The organism is Cyanobacteria bacterium GSL.Bin1 (assembly GCA_009909085.1).
Classification (GTDB): domain Bacteria; phylum Cyanobacteriota; class Cyanobacteriia; order Cyanobacteriales; family Rubidibacteraceae; genus Halothece.
The window spans coordinates 1-22081 of record JAAANX010000167.1 but is presented as its reverse complement, the minus strand read 5'-3'; the positions used below and the strand labels follow the sequence as shown (position 1 = coordinate 22081).

The following is a 22081-nucleotide window of genomic DNA, read 5'->3' as shown; positions in this document are numbered from 1 at the left end:
TAATTGATCAAGAGATCGAATTATATCAATCAGTTCCGATTATTTTTATTGATACACTGCATCATTTTCCAGAGACGCTAGAAACGGCAGCAAGATTGCAAAGTCACTATGGCATTGACCTCCGCATTTATCGACCGAGGGGGATGGCTTGTCGGGAGGAGTTTGCAGCGTGTTATGGCGATCAGCTTTGGCAACAGGATCTGGACAAGTTTCATGCCCTGACTCGAATTGAGCCGTTAGAGCGTGCTTTAATGGAACTGAATGCTCAAATTTGGGTGACAGGGCGACGGCGCGATCAGTCTGCGACTCGTCAAATGATGCCGATTTTAGAAAAAGACCCTCGCGGTTATCTCAAAATTAATCCTTTGGCAAACTGGACGTATCGAGAGGTTTGGCGGTATGTTTATGAATATCAAGTTCCCTATAATCCGTTGCACGACCAAGGCTATGCCAGTATTGGGGATGAGCCTTTAACAACCCCTGTTAGGGCGGGTGAAAGTGAACGCAGCGGTCGTTGGCGGGAAATGGAAAAAACGGAATGCGGTCTTCATTTGTACGGGACAAGTGATGAAACTTCGGGCGATTTGACCAGTCGTAATGCTGTGTCTCAAGATCAAAAAATCAGTGGTTCTACTAATAGCAAATCTCAAGCAGTTCAGCCTATTCTAAATGCAAATCAGGAGGAAAAAACGATGAGCAAACGGGTAATTGTTTTAGGAGGAGATGGTTTTTGCGGTTGGCCGACGGCACTTTATTTATCTAATCATGGCTATGAGGTAGCCACTGTGGGCAATTTAAGTCGCCGCAATATTGATAATGAACTTGAAGCGAGTTCTCTAACTCCGATTCAACCGAATATTGACCGTTGTGATCCCAGTAAGATGCTGTGTGTCTCGAAGTGACGGGATGATGGCGAAAAAAGTGATTGCAGTCGATGAGTTTAATGATTATTATAAACCTCGCATAAAATGCCAGAATCTTAAGTTGCTATGGTTAAGCGTCTTGCCTATTTTGTCTCTCATCCCATTCAGTATCAAGCGCCGTTGTTACGCTTGATTGCTGCTGATCCTGAGATTGACTTGGAGGTCTTCTTCTTCAGCGATTTTTCAGTACAAGAATATCTTGACCCTGGTTTTGGCAAGGCAATTAAATGGGATATTCCTCTCACTGAGGGGTATAAGCATCATTTTCTCGATACTTGGGGTGCTAAAGAACGGCATAGCTGGGTCAAGCAACCGATTGCTAAAAATATCACTAAACTATTAAAGGAAGGCAATTTTGATGCCGTGTGGGTACATGGCTGGTTTTGGGTTTGTAGTTTGCAAGCAATACTGGCAGCTAATCAGTTAGACATTCCAGTTTTGCTGCGAGGAGAGTCGAATGGGTTGGATGAGCCAACAGGTGGACTGAAAAAAATTGTTAAATCGGCATTATTGAAGTGGTTATTTGATCGAGTTTCTGCATTCCTTTATGTGGGAACTTTAAATTATCAATTTTATCAACGCTATGGAGTAAATGAGGAGCGTTTGTTTCCGATGCCATACGCTGTGAATAATGATTATTTTCAGGAAAAGGCAAGCATTGCTCATCAAAATCGGGAAACACTTAGAGCGTCATTGGGGTTAGCGAAGGGCAGACCGATTATTCTTTTTGCGGCTAAACTGCTTCCCAAAAAACGACCGCAAGATGTTTTAGCTGCCTATCGGTTGCTCTCTGCTGATGGTAGGAGGGAACCGGAACCTTACTTGTTATTTGTGGGAGATGGAGAATTGAGACCGCAGTTGGAAGCGGAAGCAAAATCTACGGGATGGGATTCGATTCGTTTTTTAGGATTTTGGAATCAATCGAAAATTGCGGAGGTTTATGATTTATGTGATTGTTTTGTCTTGGCTTCAGATTTTGAGCCTTGGGGATTGGCAATTAATGAGGTCATGAATGCAGGGAAAGTGGTAATTGTAAGTGATGCTGCTGGCTGTGCCCCTGATTTGGTTAAGCATAAAGAAAATGGTTGGATTTTTAGGGTAGGAGATGTGGAAGAATTAGCAGAAGGTATGAAATGGGCAATATCTCATGCAGATTGGGCAGGGAAAGAAAGTTTGGAACGAGTTAAAAACTGGAGCTTTAATGAAGACATTATTGGTTTAAAGTCTTGCTTAGCACATCTCAACTCATGACTCAAAAGATATTAGTGGTTGGCGATCTTTCTCCGTTTACTCGCAGTAGTCAACGATTTCAAGCGATTCATGATCTTGGGCAAGAACTAGGGTATGAAACTTTATCAATCTCTACCCAGTCTGATTCAAAAACAACTATTTTAGATCGGATTCGTTATAAACTTGGATACCCTCCCGATAAAGCAGGAATCAATGAAGCCCTCTTAGAAAAAGTGAAAGTAGAGAAACCAAGTGTTGTTTGGATCGACAAGGGTTTAGTTATTCGGAAAAGTACGTTACTCAAGATTAAAAGCAATTTCCCTCAGACTAAATTTGTACTTTGGTCGCCAGAGTATATTAAACCCAGACAGAATCGTTCTCATTTTTTAATGGAATGTTTGCCCCTATATGACTATTGGTTTTCTCCAATGAGTCAAAATTGTAATTGTTCATGGCTAAAAGCAAAGAAACCTAAAAAAACAATTTGTGTTGATCAAGGGTATGATAAAAACTTGCATCGACCGTTTCCTTTAAATAAGGAAGAAAGAGAACTCTTCCAAAGTGATGTGACTTTTATTGGTACATTTGAACGACAACGAGCTGAGAAGTTGCTGAATATAGCAAAAGCAGGGATTCAGGTGAAAATTTGGGGCAATGGATGGGAAAAATGGGTGAATAAACATCCTAATCTTAAAGTTGAAAATAAACCACTTTATGGAGAAGATTATGTAAAAGCGCTTTGTGCTAGTAAAATTAACCTTGCTTTTTTGAGGAAAGCCAATCAAGATCAGCAAACCAGCCGAACGATTGAAATTCCTGCTTGTGGAGCGTTTATGCTTGCTGAACGGACTACTGAACTTACTAATTTATTTCAAGAGGGGAAAGAGGCTGAGTTTTTTGATTTCCAGAACACACAAGAACTCATTCAAAAAATCACTTATTATCTCAATCATGAACCAGAAAGAAAAGTTGTTGCTCAGTTTGCAAGAGAGAGGTGTTTAATAACTAAATATAGTTATGAAGACATACTTAAACCATTATTAAAGCAATGTCTAAAGAATACCTGAATCTTAAGATGAAGAGAGTTTAAAACTAGAAGCTGAAGATGGATAGAGAAGTAAAAAAATTAAAAACTAAATTAAAATGAATATTTGGAATAAAAAAATAACAAATACTTATAATTCTAATCTAGAAAAACCATGGTATCCTCCAGCTCTTGAAATGCTTCAATCTATAGTAAGCCAAGAAGGTTTTGAGGGCGAGGCTAAATTGGTGGAGTTAGGAGTAGGAATGGGAGAGTTTGCACAGTTGATAAGGGAATGTTCATTACCCTATAAATATCTAGGTTTAGATGGAAGTCCTCGGCAAGTTGATCTCTTGCAAAAAGAGGGATTTCAAACTACGCTAGTGGATTTTGAAGATAAAATTCCCCTAGAAGCTGATTCGGTGGACGTTGTAGTTAGCTTGGAAGTGATTGAGCACATCGCTGATGCAGAACAATTTGTCAAAGAAATTAATAGAATATTAAAATCAAGTGGTGTTCTAATTTTATCAACCCCAAATGTTGGATTTGCTTTACATCGTATTAACTATTTTCTCTATGCTGAAGTTCATCAAGAAGGAATACATCTAAGACATTTTAATCAAAACAAATTGAAAAAAATTTTAGAAAACTATAATTTTATTTTAAAAAGAAAACAATCAATTATGCCTCTTGCTGTTTATAACAGTTTTGCATCTCGTTTAGGTAAACAACGAAAATACGTAAAATGCCCTAATTTTGTAGAGACTTGGTTAGCCAGTAACTTTGTTTGGTTAATGGAGAAACACTCATCATAAAGTAATGATAAAGTAATTATACTTTTAGGTTATGACATCTATGAAAAAACCACTGATTTCAATTGTACTTCCAGTCTATAATCGTTCTCAGTATCTAAAGCAAGCAATTGAGAGTGTATTCAATCAAACTTACAATAACTGGGAATTAATAATAGCTGATGATGCTTCTAGTCAAGATACCAAAAGCTATATTGACTCATTAAATCTTTCTCAAGATGCAAGAATAAAAATTTTTTTTAATAAGGTCAATATAGGATTATTTGCGAATCTTAATAGATATATAGATAAAGCTCAAGGTGAATACATAATATTGTTGTGTAGTGATGATTACTTTTTACCAAACTGTTTGGAGATTTGTGTCAATAAAATAAATGAAATTGCTCAGCCTAGTTTATTACTGTTTGGTCGTTATACTATAAATACAGAGGGTGATATAATTAATAAAAAAACAATTGCATATTATGAGAAAATGTGTGATGGAAATAGCAAAGTCTTCAGGCCTGAGGAATCTATTCCTTTATTACTAAGGTATGGTAGTTATAATGGAAATATAACTAGAGTCTTTTTTAAGAAAAAACTGTTTGAAACCATTGGGGGATTTAAAGAAACTTTGAAACAGGTTGGGGATTGGGAGTGGTTATATCGAATTTGTAAGCAAGAACATATTTTTATTTCCACAACTCCCATTGCAGCCGTTAGACTTCATAAAGAACAACTTTCAGTAATAAATTTCAAAAATAATTCTAATTCTTTAGAAGTTATTCGTATGATTAATTTATTATTAAACGATCCTATTATTCAGGAATGGCAGGAAGCACAGAGATGGGCATCTTTTCAGCTACAATTTCAATTATGGTACACACTGAAATTACTTTTGAAAGGTAATTGGAATTATGCAAATCAATTAATCATGGAAATTAGTAAAGTGATGAGTCTAGAGAAAGTTTTTTTTAGCATGATTAAATATCTTCCCAAAAGAGTTAAATCTTATTTAAATAAAAATGAATTAGAAATATAAATTGCAATGTTTGTCTTGCATTTCTTATTCTTATTTAATCATTTTTTAAAGCTAAAGAAAAATTTAGTGATACCCAAAAATCGAACTAAAAATTATGGGACTTAATGAACAAACTTTATACAGTAATGCTGGAAACTCTAGTGTTCTTCAGTACATCACTGAGGATGATCGCGCTATTCTAGATATTGGCTGTGGGGCTGGAGATTTAGGAAAGGCAATCCGTTCTCTTTACTCGTCAACCCAAGTCGTTGGCATTACTTCTTCCCGTGTCGAATATCCCATTGCTCAGTCTAATTTAAATGGCTGTTACTTAGCAGATGTCGAAAAGGATCAAATCCCTAGCTTACCCTTTGAGGAGTTTGATGTGATTATTTTCTCTCATGTTTTAGAGCATTTGGTTGATCCGGTGAAAGTAATTAAAAAATTGCTTCCTTATTTGAAAATTGGTGGTAAGGTAATTATTGCTGTCCCCAATATTGCAAATTGGCGCGATCGCTGGAAACTTGCTTTAGGACAATTTGAATATACAGAGAGTGGTGTAATGGATAAAACTCATTTACGATTTTACACTTTCCACACAGCACCACGCTACTTAATCGAAGCATTAAAGAACTAGCTTTAAGCATATATACCGTGCAATGAAAATACATAATATTCTTTTTATCACTGGTAGTGAAGGCGATTTTTTATCTGATAGTCTCTTGCATGGATTTAAATCGTTATCAGAAAAAATTCAAGTGACTGACTACCCGAAAAAGGATTTAATTTATAAACAGGGGTTGAGTAAAAAATACCAAATTCATGGAGGGGGGTTTACAATTTATGGCTTGCTTAATGATGTTTCTGTAGATAGATCAAATATTAGAAAAAAGCTATCAAAAGGAATTTTTGATCTAATTATTTTTGCGGATATTTTTAGGTCTTTTGGTTTGTTTTTAGAATTTTTACCATATCTGAGCTTTAATAATACAATTATTATTGATGGAGCCGATACTCCCCAACCTTATCCTTATGCAGGAAAGTTTTGGCGTTATCCTAAATGGTGGTTTTTACCTAGAGCTCATACTGATTTCTTATACTTTAAACGAGAGTGGACACCAGAAACAATTCGCAACTTACACTATCAGTTAGTACCTCAGCCCTTAGTAAAATATTTTCCAACTCCAAAAAACTTTCGTAGAATTTCTTTTTCAATACCAGAAGAGAAAATAATCAAGGAGCTTCCTAAAAAAATAAAAACATTCCCCAAGCACATTGTGGATAAAGAAGTTGCTGAGAATATTGAAGGGAGTTATACAGGTTATGCTTTTGACAATGAAACGGATTATTATGCTGATTTACAAGCGTCAAAGTTTGGAATAACAACCAAACGTTCAGGATGGGATTGTTTACGTCATTATGAAATAGCAGCTAATGGCTGTGTTCCGTGCTTTCGGGATTTAGATCAGAAACCTGATACTTGCGCTCCACATGGCTTAGATGAAAGTAATTGCATTATCTATCATAACTATGAGGAATTAGTTAGTAAAGTTAAAGCAATTGATGAAAAAAAATATCAAGAGCTTCAGGCTAACGCGCTTTCTTGGGTCAAACAAAATACTACGGTAGCCAGAGCTCAAGAAATTCTTAGTATTTTTGAAAAAGTAAAATAATTATCTTAATTAATAAAAGTATATATGCTAGTCAACTTACTTAAAAAAACTATTCATAATCTCTATCTCATCTATGTTGACAATTTCTTGATCGAGAAAGGAAAATATCGTGTTGGTGTATTAGTGGATAAAATTATAGGTAAAGCATGGTACCAGGTTGATAATCTGTATTTCCTGCTGTCTGTTCTTTCAATCAATGAAAGAAAATTTATAACTAGAGAAGGACATACTGGCTACAATTTTGTCATGCAAACGATTTACAGTGCGCTCAAAGAAGGTGGAAATTTTATTGATGTAGGTGCCAATATGGGCTATATGTCATTAAGTGCTGCGAATTTTTTAAAAGAGAAGGGCACTGTCTATAGTTTCGAGCCTTCTCCAAGGGAATATAAGAGACTTCTTACTAATATAGAATATAATCGAATTACTAATATTAAAGCTATTAATAAGGGAATATCTAAAATTCAAGAATACTCTGAGCTTAATTTAGCTGCAGTCAGTCGATCTGGAATGAATTCGAGACATGAAATTACTAGTAAAATTGACGATAAAGTTATCTCAGAATTTATACCAATTGAATTAGCCTATGGATAAAGAAGAATTGAAAAAGGTTAGGTGCATTAAAATAGATGTGGAAGGGGATGAAATATCTGTTTTACATGGTTTTGAGGGTGTAATGAACTTATTAGCTGATGCTACATTTATCGTTGAGATTACAAAAAGCTAATTGAATCAAGCAGGCTATCAACCTGAGGATATCTATAGTTTCTTTGAAAAATATAATTTCACAACCAAGAATGGTAAAGGTCTCAGAGATGAAGTTCAATATGATGAAGTGTTTATTCCTTTGTCTAGAATATCCGAAAAAGGGTCTTAATTCATTAATAAGGTAGCTAAAACTATGAAGGTTGGTGTATATTTTCCCTCATCGCATTTAGGAGAGTGGAGTTGGCAGAACTTTCTAAATCATGAGATTAGCTTAAGCGGGACAGACTACCGAAATCTTTTTTTAATCTATTATTTAGCAAAGTATGGTTATGAAGTATTTGTGTTTTCAACACAGATACTCCCTCGGATTTTAACAATAAAAGTAATCCAAGTTGATAGTTTTGCTACTGCTTCCATAAAAGCTAAAGATGCAAATATGGACATTCTAATAACTAGCAATAGACAAAACCAAGATACAGTTGCAGGAATCAAAAAATGCGAGGAGATACATCAGCCTTGCATCATCTCTTCTGGTAATGGTCCCTCACCTGAAATCGCAGATTTGCTATTTCATTCTACATCAGTTCGCAGATTAGTTTGTGTATCAGCAACCCAAGCCGATTTTCTTCGGGATCATCCAATTTTTGATAAAACAGAATTTATCTATGGCAATGGGGTTAAGCCCATTTATTTTTCTAATTCTTCTTCTTTAGTTCAGCGTGACTCTTTAGGAGTTTGCTATCTAGGATCCTTAACTCCTTCCAAAGGGTTTCACCATGTTGCCCGAGCTTGGCCAAAGATTCATCAATCCTTTCCCAATGCTACTTTAACTGTACTTGGAAATGCTAAGCTCTATCGCCGTGATGCACCTTTAGGACCATTAGGAATTGCTGAACCAGAGTTTGAGGAAACTAAGATAATCCCTTACCTAGGCAATACTATTGCAGAAGCTCAAAGCAAGGGAGTTCAATTTCTGGGGCTAGTTTCTTCTAAAACTATTCGCTCTGTTGCAGAATCTTCTAGTGTTGGCGTTGTCAATCCAAACTGTTCAGGTTCTATAGAAACGTTTTGTTTAAGTGCTATTGAATTGCAAGCTGCAGGGGCAACTGTTGTAGGAGCAAATAGAGGTGGACTTAGGGAAACCGTTAGAAATCAGGAAACAGGGATTTTAATTAACTCAGAAGAAGAGCTAGCTGATGCAATCATCAGGCTTCTTAGCAATCCAGAGCAAACAAGGCAAATGGGAGAGAAAGGAAGGCGATGGGTAAAAGAAGCATTTAACTGTAATCGAATTATAGAGCAGTGGTGTTATCTTATAGAAGCAGTTGTCAGGAATGAAGCAGCCCATCCTCCTAACTTTTCGTGGAAGCGTGCAACTTGGAAAGCTTTAGCACGGGAAGGTATTCGCCAAGCTCGAAAAGTCCCGAACTTGGGATATAAGCTACCGACTCTCTACCAGATAAATTTGCATCTTAACAAACTTAAATTAACACCGTAACACTTGGAGCAATTAGACAGTATGGGCATCAGTAAATTGTTGAGAGTTGGTTCTATTCAAAGAGGTTTAGCGCGATCGCGCTTCCTTGCTTGGCTTGCTGTGAAGCTACGTAATCAATGCACTAGTGTAATTGGCTATCATCTTGGTTGCGAAAGCGACCCAACAAAAAATGGTGAGTTGATGCTAATTAGGAATGTAGCACCAACTGCATCAGTATTTATAGATATTGGCGCTAACATTGGTAATTGGACTAATCTATTGCTCGAATCTGTATATAATCGTGATATTCACGGGCTATTGATTGAACCATCAGAGAAATCCTTTAAGCAACTAAAGCAGAAGTTTTTTAATACAGATGGTCTTGAATTACTGCAGGCAGCTGCTTCAGATGTTAGAGGAGAATGTACCTTCTACGAGAGACCAAACGCTGCTGAAAATTCATCACTTGTCTTTAAGAAAAATGCTATACCAAAACTTGTCAAAACAATAACCTTAGATGATGAAATTTCTACAAGAAACTACAATTACATTGATTTTCTGAAAATTGAGACAGAAGGCTGGGATCTAAATGTTCTTAGAGGCGCAGCTTCACTCTTAGACCAAAAGAAGATTGGAGTGATTCAATTTGAATATGGTAGCGGTTGGCTTAAAGCTGGTAATACTCTAGCAGCTGCCTATTCATTACTCGAGTCTTATGGGTATCAAGTATTTCTCTTGAAAAGTTCTGGTTTACATATACTAGATTACAGTTTATATGGGGATTTTTTTAGATATTCAAACTTTGTGGCAGTTTCTCCCGAAAAAGTCCATCACTATGAGTCATTAATTAATAAAACTTTGATATAAAACCTCTATAATATTTAATTTTCCAAATTTAAATCAAATCTGCAAGTGACACTGTAATTAATGTCTTCAAATTCTGTCAAAGCAATTATTAAAGGTAGCTTTTGGGTCACTCTAGCTAAGTTTATTACTCGTTTAGCTGGCTTACTTGTTTTGCCATTTTTAGCGCGGTTATTAGATCCAGCTGCCTTTGGTGTTTACAGTTTACTACACAGGACTGTGCAAACTGGAGACAATTTCTCGCGTTTAGGTGTAGATGTTGCCGTTCAACGAAATGGTGCTCAACATCAAAGCATGGCAAAGGAAGAAGTTGGGCGTTTATTTGGTGTTGGGGGTTGTTTAACTATTGGTTCTGCAGCTCTCTTAACTCTAGGTTTGTGCTTGGGAAATTCGAGTATTGCAACCTACTTTTTAGGAGAGCCTAAAATTGCGACATGGCTTCCTTTAGTTGGTCTAACTATATTTGTTACAGCAAGTTCTAATGTTCCTAGCTTCTACTTAACTGCTTTGCACGCCTTCCGCTTATATTCATTGCGAGATTCAATTACAGTAATTGTAGGTGCACTCATAACAGTTATACTCACTTCTCTACTGGGTTTATCAGGCGCAATTTATGGATTGTTAGTAACAGCTTTAATTCGTTTGTTGTCGGCAGGGTGGTTTGCATTTAATCTTTTGCATCAAAAAAAAATCAAGCTACGGTTTGATCTGTTCTTTCAAGAAGCTAGGAGTATTCTAAATCTTGGATTGCCCTTTTACCTAGCTAACTTTTTAAGTAATTTTATTACATTGCCTTTGCTAGGTTGGTTAACTCGATTGGGTGGTATAGAACAAGTGGGTTATCTCCGAGTGGCTCAATCATTATCGCAGTTGGTTAGCTTTATTCCCACGACAGTAGGTCCTGTTATGATTTCCTATCTTTCAGCTAGTTTTGCGAGTAATTTTGCAGAATACCAAAAATTAAAATCTATTCACCTTCGCACCCTTTGGGGGTTAAGCTTGTTAGTCAGTATTTTTCTTTGTTTTAGTTTGGATATTTTGATGCCTGCTTTATTTGGTGTAACCTATGATCAGGCAATTCCTTTATCAAGAATTACAATTTGGATTGTTTTTGTTAATACCCTATCAGGTGTTATTTCACAATCACTAATTAGTGCAGGTAACACCCGTACTATTGCAATTTGGAAAACAAAAGGGCTATTTATAATGATGGCTTCCGCATTTCTAATGATTCCTCGATACCAAGCAACTGGGTTCTTATTAGCCCAAGCCTTTGGAAGTTTATTTACTCTCTTTGGCTATGGTAAACTAACTTGGTTTAACTTAAGCAATACGGATCAAAAAAGAGTCTTTTGTTTAGCTTTAACGACTTTACTATCTGTTGCACTTGCTTTCATTGTACCTTATTTATTTGCCAGTAATTTAATTTTATTATTTAGTATTAAATTATTTATTATAATTACCTTAATACGAATAATAATTCTAGCTAGTTTTTATAATAAAGAATTTTTTCGATTAAGGAAATTAATTTCAAATAAATTATTTCGCTAGCGTATTAATTAGGAATCAATTGAGTAATACAATGGCTAATAATTTTCTAAAAGATGATCAACTAAATCAAAAAAAAGCAGATTCCTTATCTAGTTTTCTAACCCTTAAAGAAAAGCTATATACAATTATTCCTTTTGGCTGGGGAGCCCTAACTTTGTTTTTAGCAGGAGGTACGGATCGAAGTATTTCTAGTTTTTATAGATTCCTTTCTTTTGGCTTAGGAAGTGCTGGTATAAGTATATTAACCTTAGTAAATAGTAGCTTAATTCAAGTATTGGCTAATATTCTTTTAATTCTAGGAATCAACTTATTTGTATTGTCTAACGATCTGTTCAATGAAAAGGTAGATAAAAACCTAACTATTCACTTTTTAAATGCAGGTTACTTAGGACTTGCTTTATATCTTTATGTGATGACACTTTACCCAATGTGGTTTCAGGACTTATGGCCGATGATTGTAGTATCTGCGCCTCAAAGTGCTTTGATGCTGACTTTATGTTTATTTTGTCAAAATATTGGTTATTTTATTTTGGGCAACTTAGTTTTTGGTGCTTCTTCGGTAGCGAACTGGTTTAACTCTCGTAAAAATGTTCTCAACCTGGAATTTATAAAACCGAATCAAATAAGTAAAGTAAATCTTTTATTTTTTACTTTAATCATAATGGGTTCCATAAGTCGCTTAATTGAAATTTTCTTAGGAGGAAGTATATTATATGGTGCTGTAAATGTGATTCCCACCTCAATATCTAGTTTTTTAGCCCAGTTTTCGGTTTTGTATCCTATAGGTTGGCTGTATGGAAGTGCAAAAATTCTTTCTCCGCAAGAAAAAACGAATAAATTAATTAAGTCAATAACATTTGTGCTTATTAGCTTTGAGCTAGTGTTTCAATTTTTTAGTGGTTCTAAAGGAAGATTTTTTACGCAAATCATAATTCCTTTATCTGCTGTATATTTATTAGTGAAGAAAAAAGTTAGTGTACAGTTTGTTATAATTGGGTTCGGCTTAGCTTTCACATCTTGGTTAGTTTTATATCCCGTTCTGGTTGTTTATCGGGAAGCTTTGTTTGAGTCATATCAATTATTTGGTAGTTCTTTTTCTTTAATAGATAATATGAATTTTGCTTTTCAAACCATGCTAAATTTTAGTTGGAATGATTACCTTGATGTGGTTATGGATCCACTTAACAAACTTGGACTGGCTGAGCAAAATTTAGCCTTAACATCTATCATACATAATGACTTAAGATTGCCGGGAACAGGAGAAAATTTATGGGAAAGGCTAATGTTTTTTTGGTTACCTCGTTTCTTGTGGCCAGCTAAACCTACCAATCTTAGCGCTAATTTAATTGGACGTTTGACAGGACGCGTAAATCCTGAAGACTATACGACCTCAGTCTTAACTACTGGACCAGGAGAAGTATTCATTTATTATGGTTTTGCAGGCAGCCTTTTAATGATTATAGCTGGCTTAGTTTTTCGAGGAACTAATGATTTAATTTCCCCTTTTTTAAAGTTTTCTCAATTAAAAGTTGCAACATTTATTGTTTTTGTGGGATTGGTGGATGGGATTATTTCAGGAAACTTTGAAGAAGCAATTACAGGTATTTTGCTACAATTAGGCCTTCTGTATTTTATTGTTTGGCTATTTAAGAAAATTACTACTTAGGCTTATGATTCAAAACCATATCCAAGTCTGGATGCCAGAAATATTTGGTTTCAACTGAAACTTATAAAGGTTACGATAAAGTTTTAGAAACTCTACCCAAAATTCAAAATAAAATTCCTAATGTTCACTATATAATTGTTGGCAAAGGAGACGATCGCGCTCAACTAGAAAACTATATCCAAGAATAAAGTAAGCAGAGGTTGAGGGATGAAACCAAAATTAAAAACAGTGCTGAATGAAATTGAGCAATTGAGCACTGAAGAGCAATTAGAGGTCATTAGCTACGCTACAGAGCAGCTTAAACGTCGCACCTTTACTCATTCGGTTTGGCACAATTCTCAGCAGAAAGAACACGATGCGAATCGTCGCTTTGCTGCAAAAGAATCACAACGACAGATCTTTAGGGATAGTTTGAGGGGGATAGCAGCTCAGGCAAGTTTGAGCAGTGATGCGTTTGCTAATGGCAAGCAGGCGGAGATTGACTGGGAAGATCGCAACTTATGAAGGTCATCTTGGATGCCTGTGCTGTGATTGCCCTAGTCAAGGATGAACTTGGTGCAGATGTTGTTGAAGCTTATTTGTTAAACGATGATCACGAGTGCATGATTCACAGTGTCAATCTCTGTGAGGTTTATTATGGATTTTTCAGAACAGAGGGGGAACCTTTTGCTCAAGGAATTATTCAACGTTTACAACAAGCTAATATTTCCGTTCGCTCGGATTTAACAATGGAGTTTTGGCAGCAGGTAGGCAAGTACAAAGCAATTATTACCCGCATTTCTCTGGCAGATTGCTTTGCCTTGACGTTGGCAAATTGGGAAAATGGAGTTTTGTTGACTTCTGATCGAAAGGAATTTGAGCCGATTATTAATTTCGGGATTTGTACAATTGAGTTTATCCGGTAGAGTTAAGTTGCTGAGATGGATTACCAAAATAGATATATGAGAGTACATCTCTGGATTCCTAATATGTTTGGTTTTAAGGGTGGAATTCAGACCTATTCTGCTTTTTTACTGAAAGCTCTTCAAACTTTTGATCTAAAAGCTGATTATAAAGTTTTTCTCAAGCACGATCGCGCTCCCCTTCCGCAACATTCCTATTCACCAAAAACCCAATTTTATACTAATGGACATTTGCATTTAAAGATACGAACCGCTGGTTTTGCATGGCAACTTTTCAGTAGAGGCTTATTGCAAAAACCAGACTTAATTATTACCACTCATGTTAACTTTAGTCCCGTTGCAAACTGGCTTAAACACATTGCTGGCATTCCTTACTGGATAATCGCTCATGGCGTAGAAGTATGGGATATTGAACGCCCCGCCCTAAAAAAAGCATTAGAAAACTGTGACCAAATTTTAGCAGTTAGTAACTACACACGGGAACGGCTTTTAAGAGAACAAAATCTTTCCTCCGATCAAGTCGTGCTTCTTCCGAATACTTTTGATGCCAACCGTTTTGAAATCAAACCTAAACCAAATCGCCTCTTAGAAAAGTACAATTTAAAGCCAGATCAGCCCATTATTCTTACGGTGAATCGGCTTTGTGCTACTGAAACTTATAAAGGTTACGATAAAGTTTTAGAAACTCTACCAAAAATTCAAAATAAAATTCCTAATATTCACTATATAATTGTTGGCAAAGGAGACGATCGCGATCGACTAGAAAACTATATCCAAGAATTAGGTTTAGAAGACTCCGTAACCTTAGCCGGATTTGTCCCTGATGAAGAACTCTGCGATTACTATAATCTTTGTGATGTCTTTGCGATGCCAAGTAAATTAGAAGGGTTTGGTATTGTGTATTTAGAAGCACTTGCTTGTGGAAAACCCTGCTTAGGGGGAAATCAAGATGGTGCAATTGATGCACTCTGTAATGGTGAATTTGGTGCTTTAGTTGACCCTGATAACGTGGAAGAAATCGCCCAAACCCTAATTAAAATTTTGCAAGGAAACTATCCTAACCCCTTAATCTACCAACCTCAAGCTTTACGCGAAAAAGTGATTGAAACCTACGGTGTTGATACATTTCAATCTACCCTTGCCAAACTAATAGAAACATTTTGCAAGGAGAAGGTAGAGTGAAAGTTTTACATGTTATCCCCTCTATTAGCCCTGAACTCGGTGGTCCTAGTTTAGTGGTTATTAGTCTTGTCCAAGCTTTGCGAGATTTGGGCATTGAAGCCGAAATCGTTACCACTAACGATAATGCTGGTGCTTTGTTCGATATTCCTCTCAATCAGAAAGTTGACTATAAAGGGGTTCCCATTTGGTTTTTACCAAGATTTGAACCTCCTCTCAAAGAGTTTATCTTTTCAACCGCTCTTACTGGTTGGCTTTGGCAAAATCTTCGTGAATATCAGCTTATACATAATCACTACCTTTTTTCTTATGCTCCAACTTGCGCTGCAGTGATTGCCCGTCACTTCAATCTTCCTTACATTATTCGTCCCATTGGACAACTGGAACCTTGGGCATTAAATCAAAGCCAATGGAAAAAGAAAATTTATACCTTTTTAATTGAGCATCGCAATCTCCAAAAAGCATCTGCAATTCATTGTACTTCTAAGCGAGAAGCTGAAGATGTGCGTCATTTTGGGATTCAAACTCCCACAATTACCCTTCCTCTTGGCGTGAAAATGCCTCCATACATTTCACAAGCTAAACTAAAACTCCGTCAACAATACAATATAAACCCTGACGTTCCTATCGTTCTATTCTTATCTCGTCTTCATAAGAAAAAGCGTCCAGATTTACTGATTGAATCCCTCAGTCAACTTGCCCGAAAAGATTATAACTTCCATTTGGTTTTAGCAGGTTCGGGAGAACTCGATTATTTGAATTATCTTAAAAAATTAGTTTCGTCTCTGGGGTTATCTGATCAAACTTCTTTTACAGGGTTTGTTTCCGGTGTTGAAAAAGACTTAGTTTTACAGGGATCAGATTTATTTGTCTTACCCTCCTTTTCAGAAAACTTTGGTGTCGCGATCGCGGAAGCAATGGCAGCCGGATTACCTGTAGTCCTCACTCCCGGCATTCAAATTTCTGAGGAAGTCGCGGCAGCAGACGCAGGGCTGGTTGTTGAGGGCGAAGTAGAACCTTTAGCTAGCGCGATCGCGCAACTTCTAACCTCTGTTGATTTAAGAGAAAAAATGGGTCAAAAGGGAAAACAATTAGTGCGCGATCGGTATTCGTGGGAAGGCATTGCACAGGAATTAATTAAACACTATTCAGCAATTATTAAATAAGCTCAACCCTGAAAATGAAACTTGCTGTGATCAAAAGGGCTTTTTGTCCAAAAGTGCTGGCAAAAATTACACTTTTGCTTTTTCTCCTTCACCTTGGAGCAATCCCAATTCAAAGCGCGATCGCGCTCGTCAATTCATCCTCAACCACTACACTTGGGAGCAAATTGCGAGTCAGTTAATTGAGGTTTATAAAGAGATTTGTAAGAAAAAGTAATCATTGCTCGATCAAGCTATAATTTGATCACCCAATTGATTATTGAGTTAGGAACTGTCAAAGGATACTGTTCAGCATGAAAATCAAAAGTAAAGAAGAAGTTATTCAACAAATAAAAAATAATAAAAAAGGAGAGTCTAAAAAAGACAAGTTAGTCGATCGCGTCTATGTCCAGACAAGAGATTAATCAATTACTTTCCTACCTCAAAAACTTGCTCGGCACTTAAACTGAGTTCAGGAAATAAAGCAGATTTGATCGCATCTTGTCCTTGAAATAAATTGACGGTATATTCTTCATCTACTAAATGATAAATAGAAATAGTGGGTTGTTTAGGAGTCCCAATATAACGTCTTCCCCCTAACCCTAAGTAATCAACGATCCAATATTCTTCAACACCTAATTTTTCATACTCACCCAATTTCATCAAATAATCATCCTGCCAATTGTTACTGACGACTTCAATTGCTAATTTAACGGTTTTTCCTTGAGTAATTGTCGATCGCTTCTTCCACATTGGTTCATTGTTTTTAATAGAATCTTTGTCTAATACCATGACATCAGGAATATAAGCGGACTTATCCGTATCTATAGCTTTAATTAATCCCTGTCGAGGAATAAAAAAGGGTAAATTCAAACGTTTAATTTCAAAAGCAATTTCCATAGCGAGAAAACCTGATACTTGTTCATGGGTTCCAGTGGGTTGCATTTTGACAATTACTCCACCCTGTAATTCAAAGCGCCCTTCATAACCATCGGGATACCAGTTAAGAAATTCCTCTAAAGTGACTAATTTCTCTTCTCGTGTCAACTCATTATCGATTTTTTCTTGAAGAAACATATTTGTTACCTCCTAATTTCCTTTCACAAATGTTGCCACGCTTCCTCCTCCTCTGTAGTTGACCAATCTTTTGTAAGTGCCGATTCACTCAACACAGTAGTTTCACTCTTAAGATTGAAGATCAGGTTTGTATTTGAGGTACTCAACAAAATTCAACACTTCTGGATAGAAAGATTCAGGAATTTGCTCGATTTTAGCAAGAAGAGATTCTTTAGCGTCCATAGCTGATTGTCGCGTCCTTTTTCTCCTAAACATCTATCCTCAGTTTAAAAGAAGTTGCTCGATCGAGTTGACTAATGACAAGATAGCTCCTCTGCGCGATCGCCCTTACGCTTAAAATGTAGGAGAAACCTTTAGCATGAAAGCCAGATCATGTACCAAACCAACCCTCCTTTCTCCCCGAAAGAAACCCTTCCTACTATGTACGACCTGCCTAGTGAAGACTCGGAGGAGCCCGGCTTGCCCGACGAATTTCATCTCCTGCAACCAGAATTATTACGCCAGACCTTTCGTCCCCCAACTTATGCTAGCGAGGAAGTCTTTATCGCTGCTGACCTCAATGTTTATTATGATGTCCGTCATCCTCAATGGTATAAACGCCCCGATTGGTTTGCCGTTTTAGGAGTTTCCCGACTTTATGAAGAAAAAGACCTCCGCTTAAGTTATGTCACTTGGCAAGAAGGAATAAATCCCTTTGTTGTGGTGGAATTACTTTCACCAGGGACGGAAGGAGAAGACTTAGGGCGCAATTATTTAAGAGAAGTGGGTCAGCCCCCTAGTAAGTGGACGGTTTATGAGCAAATCCTCAGAGTGCCTTATTATTTCGTCTTTAACCGCTATAACAATGAGTTCCACGCCTTTGCCTTAATGGGTAGTCATTATCAAGTAATATCGATCGAAGGACAAGGAATTTGGTTAGAACAAGCGCAATTGGGACTAGGCTTATGGGAAGGAGAATATGAAGGAATCGATCGCCTATGGTTGCGTTGGTACGATCAAAACCATAATTGGCTTCTCACTCCTGCCGAAGAACAGTTTCAACGAGCGGAACAAGAGTCTCAACGAGCCGAACGCTTGGCAGACCAGCTGAGAGCGTTGGGTGTTGACCCTGAGACCCTTTAGAACTTTTACAAGCTACTACTCGTTTTGATCTAACCGTTACGAGGAACTTATGAGTGTTACTATTCCACTGCCAAATCTGCAATTGATGCCAGGGAGTCTGGTTTCTATAAGTGGTATTTCATGGCAAGACTATGAAGCCATCCAACAAGAGTTAGGAGAAAATCGAAACTTACGATTGGTTTATCATTCGGGTACCTTAGAAATCATGTCTCCTTCTGCTGCCCATGAAAGACCCCATCGTCTCATCGCTTATATTGTCACTGCGATTCTGGAAGATCAAGGACGAGATTGGGAAGATTTTGGTTCAACTACCCTAAAATATCCAGAAATGGCGGGAATCGAACCTGATACCTGTTTTTATATCCAAAATGCTGCTTACGCTCGCAGTTTGACTAATCTAGATTTAACCCAATCTCCTCCTCCTGATTTAGCAATTGAATGTGATGTGACCTCAAAAACAGTGATCAAGGCTTATGAGGCTTTGAAAGTGCCTGAAGTTTGGATCTATAGTAGTGACAAATTACAAATTTTTGTTTTCTCAGAAACTGGATATGAACAAGTGCAAAATAGCCTGATGTTTCCTGATTTTCCCATCAGCGATCTGATTCCACAGTTAATTCAAACGGGAATGTTAGAAGGAACTCGGCAAATGCTAGGAAAATTAAAAGCAAACTTAGCGAAGAACCAGTAACTGAGTAAAATATCTTGAATTTGCACGTAAATCGGAGAGCAGGATCGTCAATTCATCCTCAACCACTACACTTGGGATCAAATTGCGACTCAATTAATTGAAATTTATACAGCCATCTGCAAAAAGAAAACCTTAAAATGAATAGAAATACTAAAGGAAACCATGTCGCAACGAATTACCTTTGATACAAAAAAAATGGGTGGGCAAGCCTGTATTCGGGGATTACGAATTCCTGTCTCCTTGGTGGTGAACCTTGTAGCTAATGGGATGAGTCAAGATGAAATCCTCAAAGAATACCCTGATTTAGAACCAGAAGATATTAAAGAATCTTTACAATATGCTGCCTTTTTAACTCGGGATGAAATCTATCCTCTAGCCAATTAATAAGTATGAGATTCCTAGCAGATATGGGAGTTTCACAGACCGTTGTCCATTGGTTACAACAAGCAGGTCACGAAGCCTTGCATTTACGCGAGGAGGGATTACAACGCTTAGCAGACTCATCTATCTTAGAAAAAGCTAAGGAAGAGAAACGAATTATCTTGACCTTTGATTTAGACTTCAGCGACTTACTGGCAGCTAGTTCAGATTCCTTACCGAGTGTCATTATTTTTCGGATTGATGATGCAACTCCCAATTCTGTTATTAATAAACTTAGGACGGTTCTTGGTGAATGTGGAAGTAGCTTAGAACAAGGAGCAATAATTATTGTAGAAAATTCCCGTTATCGAGTTCGTAAGTTGCCAATTTAACCCTCTTGATTTCCTAAAATACATACTAAGGAAAAAACGAATTATTGCGCGATCGCGCATACAATTAACTAAAATAGTTGACAAAGCCAGATCAGGCAGAATTTATCATGCAAACCCATCAAGTTTCTAACCAACCCCAACTTTATGATCAAGATTATTACCTTTGGCTAAAAAAAACTCAAGAGCAACTGGCAACGGGTGACTTTTCTGCACTAGATGTTGCCAATTTAATTGAAGAACTTGCTGACATGGGGAAAAGTGAAAAACGAGCAGTAGAAAGCAACTTAACAATTCTCATCATGCACTTGCTGAAATACCAATATCAACCCCAAAACCATTCTAACAGTTGGCTGTTTACCATTCGAGAACATCGGAGAAGACTCGAAAAACTATTCAAAGATAGTCCCAGCTTAAAGCGATACTTTAGTGAAGTATTGAATGAATGCTATCAAGATGCACGAGAACTTGCTGCTGCTGAAACGGGTTTACCATTAGAAACTTTTCCACCTCAAACTCCTTTTAAAACAGAAAAGATTCTAAATCCAGCCTTCTTGCCTAGCACTAATGATGATAACAATTCTAATATCTAGATAGTTCCACTTATAATTGATTGGATTGAAACCACTAAAAGAGGTTATTTTTTTATGACAACGCCTGCAAATAGAGAAAAAAGCAACATCGAGTATTCCTATCACAATATTCAAGCTGGATATCATCATTTGCTTAGAGGCAGATCAAATTCTTCAAAATGAAACCTGCTGTGATGAAAAAGGCTTTTTCTCCACGATTCATCGCCAAAATTGTGCTTTTACTCTTCATGGTTCGACTGGGTGTAATTCCCATTCAAAGCGCGATTATTCAACACCAAACGCCTCAACCCCAAGCCATCTTTGTCCTCGGTGGCGGAAGAGAAAGAGAACAAGCAGCAGCTAAATTCGCCCAAGCCTATCCCCAACTCCCCATTTGGATCTCTTCGGGGTCTTCTCCTGATTGGACAAAACCCCACTTCCAAGAAGCGGGAATTCCCCTCTCTCGCCTTCACTTAGACTATTGCGCTGTCGATACCGTCACCAACTTCACCTGCCTTATTGACAAATTGAAACAACAGAACATCCATCACGTCTATCTCCTCACCTCAGACTTTCACCTCCCTCGCGCCCAAGTAATAGGCTTTTTCGTCTTCGGCAGCCGTAACATTGCCATTACCCCCATTGGCATTCCCTCGCGACCTCAACCTGAACCTTGGGTCGATACTCTGCGCGATACCTTCCGCAGCATCATTTGGATTTTCACGGGACGTAGTTTTATGCGCTTCCATCCCAGAGAGCGGGAGCTAACTACGATTAAGAAGATGCAATGGAAACCCTACCGATTACCATGAGCTGGTTTCAAGACCTAGATCGTGATTGTTTTGAGCATTATTCAAACAGTTTTGGCGAAATCTCAATCAAGGTAGAATGAACTTTGCTCTGACCGATCCGATAGAATGAAAACATCGCTCATCTGGCTCAACTTCCTCTCTCTGCTGCCTGCAACCCTCTTAAGCCTTCTCACCATTGCTGTTGCCTTTTTAAGATTTTATGATGAACAAGATTTCACAATCCTCGGACAAATCACCGAACCCCGACTCTGGAGTAACCGGCTCACTGTGGCAGCCCTCCTGGTGGCAATGGTTAATTTCGGCATTGAGTGGAACCGTCGAAACCGAGAAACAGACCGCTTGGCTCAAGCAGGAGAAAGAGAAGCTCAAGAAAGAGAACGAGCAGCTCGCCGTGCTCGAATCCAAAATCGATGGGCTGTTCTCCAAATACGGCATCAACTCGAAGCCAGCGAATCCAACCGAAGAGCCTTAACCGATTTTCTGGTCTTCTTACAAGAGTATGGGGAATGAGAAATGACCACATCTCCTTTTACAAATGTTGCCACGCTTCATCCTCCTCTGTTGTTGACCAATCTTTTGCCATTACCGATTCACTCAGGAAAGCCGTTTCTGTCTTCTGCTGAAGATGATGTTTGTATTTGAGGTACTCAACAAAATTCAACACTTCTGGATAGAAAGATTCAGGAATTTGTTCGATTTTAGCAAAGAGAGATTCTTTAGCGTCCATAGCTGATTGTCGTGTCCTTTTTTCCTAAACCGATCTATCCTTATCTTAAAGCTCGATCAAGTTGACTAATGACAAGATAGCTCCTCTGCGCGATCGCCCTTACGCTTAAAATGTAGGAGAAACCTTTAGCATGAAAGCCAGATCATGTACCAAACCAACCCTCCTTTCTCCCCGAAAGAA

General features: G+C 37.6%; 28 protein-coding genes. 26 read left to right on the top strand and 2 right to left on the bottom strand.

The window, feature by feature from the left end; translation table 11 throughout:
* The 19 genes from GVY04_19560 to GVY04_19470 form a co-directional block, all read left to right on the top strand.
* A partial coding sequence (locus tag GVY04_19560; GenBank protein NBD18249.1) for a phosphoadenylyl-sulfate reductase occupies positions 1-902 on the top strand: 902 nt, incomplete at its 5' end.
* Positions 903-989: 87 nt separating this feature from the next.
* Positions 990-2174, top strand: coding sequence for a glycosyltransferase (locus GVY04_19555; GenBank protein NBD18248.1), 1185 nt, complete (start codon positions 990-992; stop codon positions 2172-2174).
* Complete coding sequence (locus tag GVY04_19550; protein NBD18247.1) at positions 2171-3220, top strand: glycosyltransferase; 1050 nt, start codon at positions 2171-2173, stop codon at positions 3218-3220. Before GVY04_19555 ends, GVY04_19550 begins: the two co-directional genes overlap by 4 nt.
* A 76-nt stretch (positions 3221-3296) precedes the next feature.
* Complete coding sequence (locus tag GVY04_19545; protein ID NBD18246.1) at positions 3297-3992, top strand: methyltransferase domain-containing protein; 696 nt, start codon at positions 3297-3299, stop codon at positions 3990-3992.
* A 40-nt stretch (positions 3993-4032) separates the two neighbouring features.
* Positions 4033-5010, top strand: a complete 978-nt coding sequence (locus GVY04_19540; GenBank protein ID NBD18245.1) for a glycosyltransferase — start codon at positions 4033-4035, stop codon at positions 5008-5010.
* A gap of 94 nt (positions 5011-5104) precedes the next feature.
* The gene (locus tag GVY04_19535) at positions 5105-5626 is read left to right on the top strand and encodes a methyltransferase domain-containing protein (GenBank protein NBD18244.1); all 522 of its coding nucleotides are present in this window, start codon (positions 5105-5107) and stop codon (positions 5624-5626) included.
* A 28-nt stretch (positions 5627-5654) separates the two neighbouring features.
* Positions 5655-6662 (top strand): glycosyltransferase family 1 protein, encoded by a 1008-nt coding sequence (locus tag GVY04_19530; GenBank protein NBD18243.1) that lies wholly within the window; start codon positions 5655-5657, stop codon positions 6660-6662.
* Positions 6663-6686: 24 nt separating this feature from the next.
* On the top strand, positions 6687-7256 hold the full coding sequence (locus GVY04_19525; protein ID NBD18242.1) for an FkbM family methyltransferase: 570 nt from the start codon (positions 6687-6689) through the stop codon (positions 7254-7256).
* Positions 7249-7389 carry a hypothetical protein gene (locus GVY04_19520; GenBank protein ID NBD18241.1) on the top strand — a complete coding sequence of 47 codons (141 nt, stop codon included), beginning with the start codon at positions 7249-7251 and terminating at the stop codon, positions 7387-7389. Before GVY04_19525 ends, GVY04_19520 begins: the two co-directional genes overlap by 8 nt.
* Positions 7390-7563: 174 nt before the next feature.
* Positions 7564-8868, top strand: coding sequence for a glycosyltransferase (locus tag GVY04_19515; protein NBD18240.1), 1305 nt, complete (start codon positions 7564-7566; stop codon positions 8866-8868).
* A gap of 21 nt (positions 8869-8889) precedes the next feature.
* The gene (locus GVY04_19510; GenBank protein ID NBD18239.1) at positions 8890-9714 is read left to right on the top strand and encodes an FkbM family methyltransferase; all 825 of its coding nucleotides are present in this window, start codon (positions 8890-8892) and stop codon (positions 9712-9714) included.
* Between the two features lie 60 nt (positions 9715-9774).
* Positions 9775-11262: an oligosaccharide flippase family protein gene (locus GVY04_19505; protein ID NBD18238.1), complete on the top strand. Its 1488-nt coding sequence runs from the start codon at positions 9775-9777 to the stop codon at positions 11260-11262.
* Positions 11263-11293: 31 nt separating this feature from the next.
* Positions 11294-12928 carry a hypothetical protein gene (locus GVY04_19500; GenBank protein ID NBD18237.1) on the top strand — a complete coding sequence of 545 codons (1635 nt, stop codon included), beginning with the start codon at positions 11294-11296 and terminating at the stop codon, positions 12926-12928.
* Positions 12929-12972: 44 nt separating this feature from the next.
* A complete protein-coding gene (locus GVY04_19495; protein ID NBD18236.1) occupies positions 12973-13116 on the top strand; it encodes a hypothetical protein in 144 nt (47 codons plus the stop codon).
* Positions 13117-13135: 19 nt separating this feature from the next.
* Entirely contained in the window at positions 13136-13432 is a 297-nt protein-coding gene (locus GVY04_19490; protein NBD18235.1) for a hypothetical protein, read from the top strand.
* Complete coding sequence (locus GVY04_19485) at positions 13429-13833, top strand: PIN domain-containing protein (protein NBD18234.1); 405 nt, start codon at positions 13429-13431, stop codon at positions 13831-13833. The genes GVY04_19490 and GVY04_19485 overlap by 4 nt, the downstream gene beginning before the upstream one ends.
* 15 nt (positions 13834-13848) lie before the next feature.
* On the top strand, positions 13849-15012 hold the full coding sequence (locus GVY04_19480; GenBank protein NBD18233.1) for a glycosyltransferase: 1164 nt from the start codon (positions 13849-13851) through the stop codon (positions 15010-15012).
* The gene (locus GVY04_19475; GenBank protein NBD18232.1) at positions 15009-16175 is read left to right on the top strand and encodes a glycosyltransferase; all 1167 of its coding nucleotides are present in this window, start codon (positions 15009-15011) and stop codon (positions 16173-16175) included. Before GVY04_19480 ends, GVY04_19475 begins: the two co-directional genes overlap by 4 nt.
* Before the next feature lie 43 nt (positions 16176-16218).
* On the top strand, positions 16219-16389 hold the full coding sequence (locus GVY04_19470) for a hypothetical protein (protein ID NBD18231.1): 171 nt from the start codon (positions 16219-16221) through the stop codon (positions 16387-16389).
* 191 nt (positions 16390-16580) lie between these two features.
* Here the strand turns inward: GVY04_19470 and GVY04_19465 are convergent, their stop codons facing one another.
* Positions 16581-17228 carry a Uma2 family endonuclease gene (locus GVY04_19465; GenBank protein ID NBD18230.1) on the bottom strand — a complete coding sequence of 216 codons (648 nt, stop codon included), beginning with the start codon at positions 17226-17228 and terminating at the stop codon, positions 16581-16583.
* A gap of 372 nt (positions 17229-17600) precedes the next feature.
* On the opposite strand from GVY04_19465, the gene GVY04_19460 reads away from it, so the two are divergent.
* From GVY04_19460 to GVY04_19430, 7 genes are all read left to right on the top strand, one after another.
* The gene (locus GVY04_19460; GenBank protein ID NBD18229.1) at positions 17601-18350 is read left to right on the top strand and encodes a hypothetical protein; all 750 of its coding nucleotides are present in this window, start codon (positions 17601-17603) and stop codon (positions 18348-18350) included.
* A gap of 49 nt (positions 18351-18399) precedes the next feature.
* Positions 18400-19041, top strand: a complete 642-nt coding sequence (locus tag GVY04_19455) for a Uma2 family endonuclease (GenBank protein NBD18228.1) — start codon at positions 18400-18402, stop codon at positions 19039-19041.
* Positions 19042-19203: 162 nt separating this feature from the next.
* On the top strand, positions 19204-19425 hold the full coding sequence (locus GVY04_19450) for a DUF433 domain-containing protein (protein NBD18227.1): 222 nt from the start codon (positions 19204-19206) through the stop codon (positions 19423-19425).
* A 5-nt stretch (positions 19426-19430) separates the two neighbouring features.
* Entirely contained in the window at positions 19431-19793 is a 363-nt protein-coding gene (locus tag GVY04_19445) for a hypothetical protein (GenBank protein NBD18226.1), read from the top strand.
* 107 nt (positions 19794-19900) lie between these two features.
* A complete protein-coding gene (locus GVY04_19440; protein ID NBD18225.1) occupies positions 19901-20383 on the top strand; it encodes a DUF29 family protein in 483 nt (160 codons plus the stop codon).
* Between the two features lie 173 nt (positions 20384-20556).
* Complete coding sequence (locus tag GVY04_19435; protein NBD18224.1) at positions 20557-21174, top strand: YdcF family protein; 618 nt, start codon at positions 20557-20559, stop codon at positions 21172-21174.
* A gap of 105 nt (positions 21175-21279) precedes the next feature.
* Positions 21280-21684 carry a hypothetical protein gene (locus GVY04_19430; protein NBD18223.1) on the top strand — a complete coding sequence of 135 codons (405 nt, stop codon included), beginning with the start codon at positions 21280-21282 and terminating at the stop codon, positions 21682-21684.
* 19 nt (positions 21685-21703) lie between these two features.
* Here the strand turns inward: GVY04_19430 and GVY04_19425 are convergent, their stop codons facing one another.
* Positions 21704-21901 (bottom strand): DUF2281 domain-containing protein, encoded by a 198-nt coding sequence (locus tag GVY04_19425; protein NBD18222.1) that lies wholly within the window; start codon positions 21899-21901, stop codon positions 21704-21706.
* Between the last annotated feature and the right edge of the window lie 180 nt (positions 21902-22081).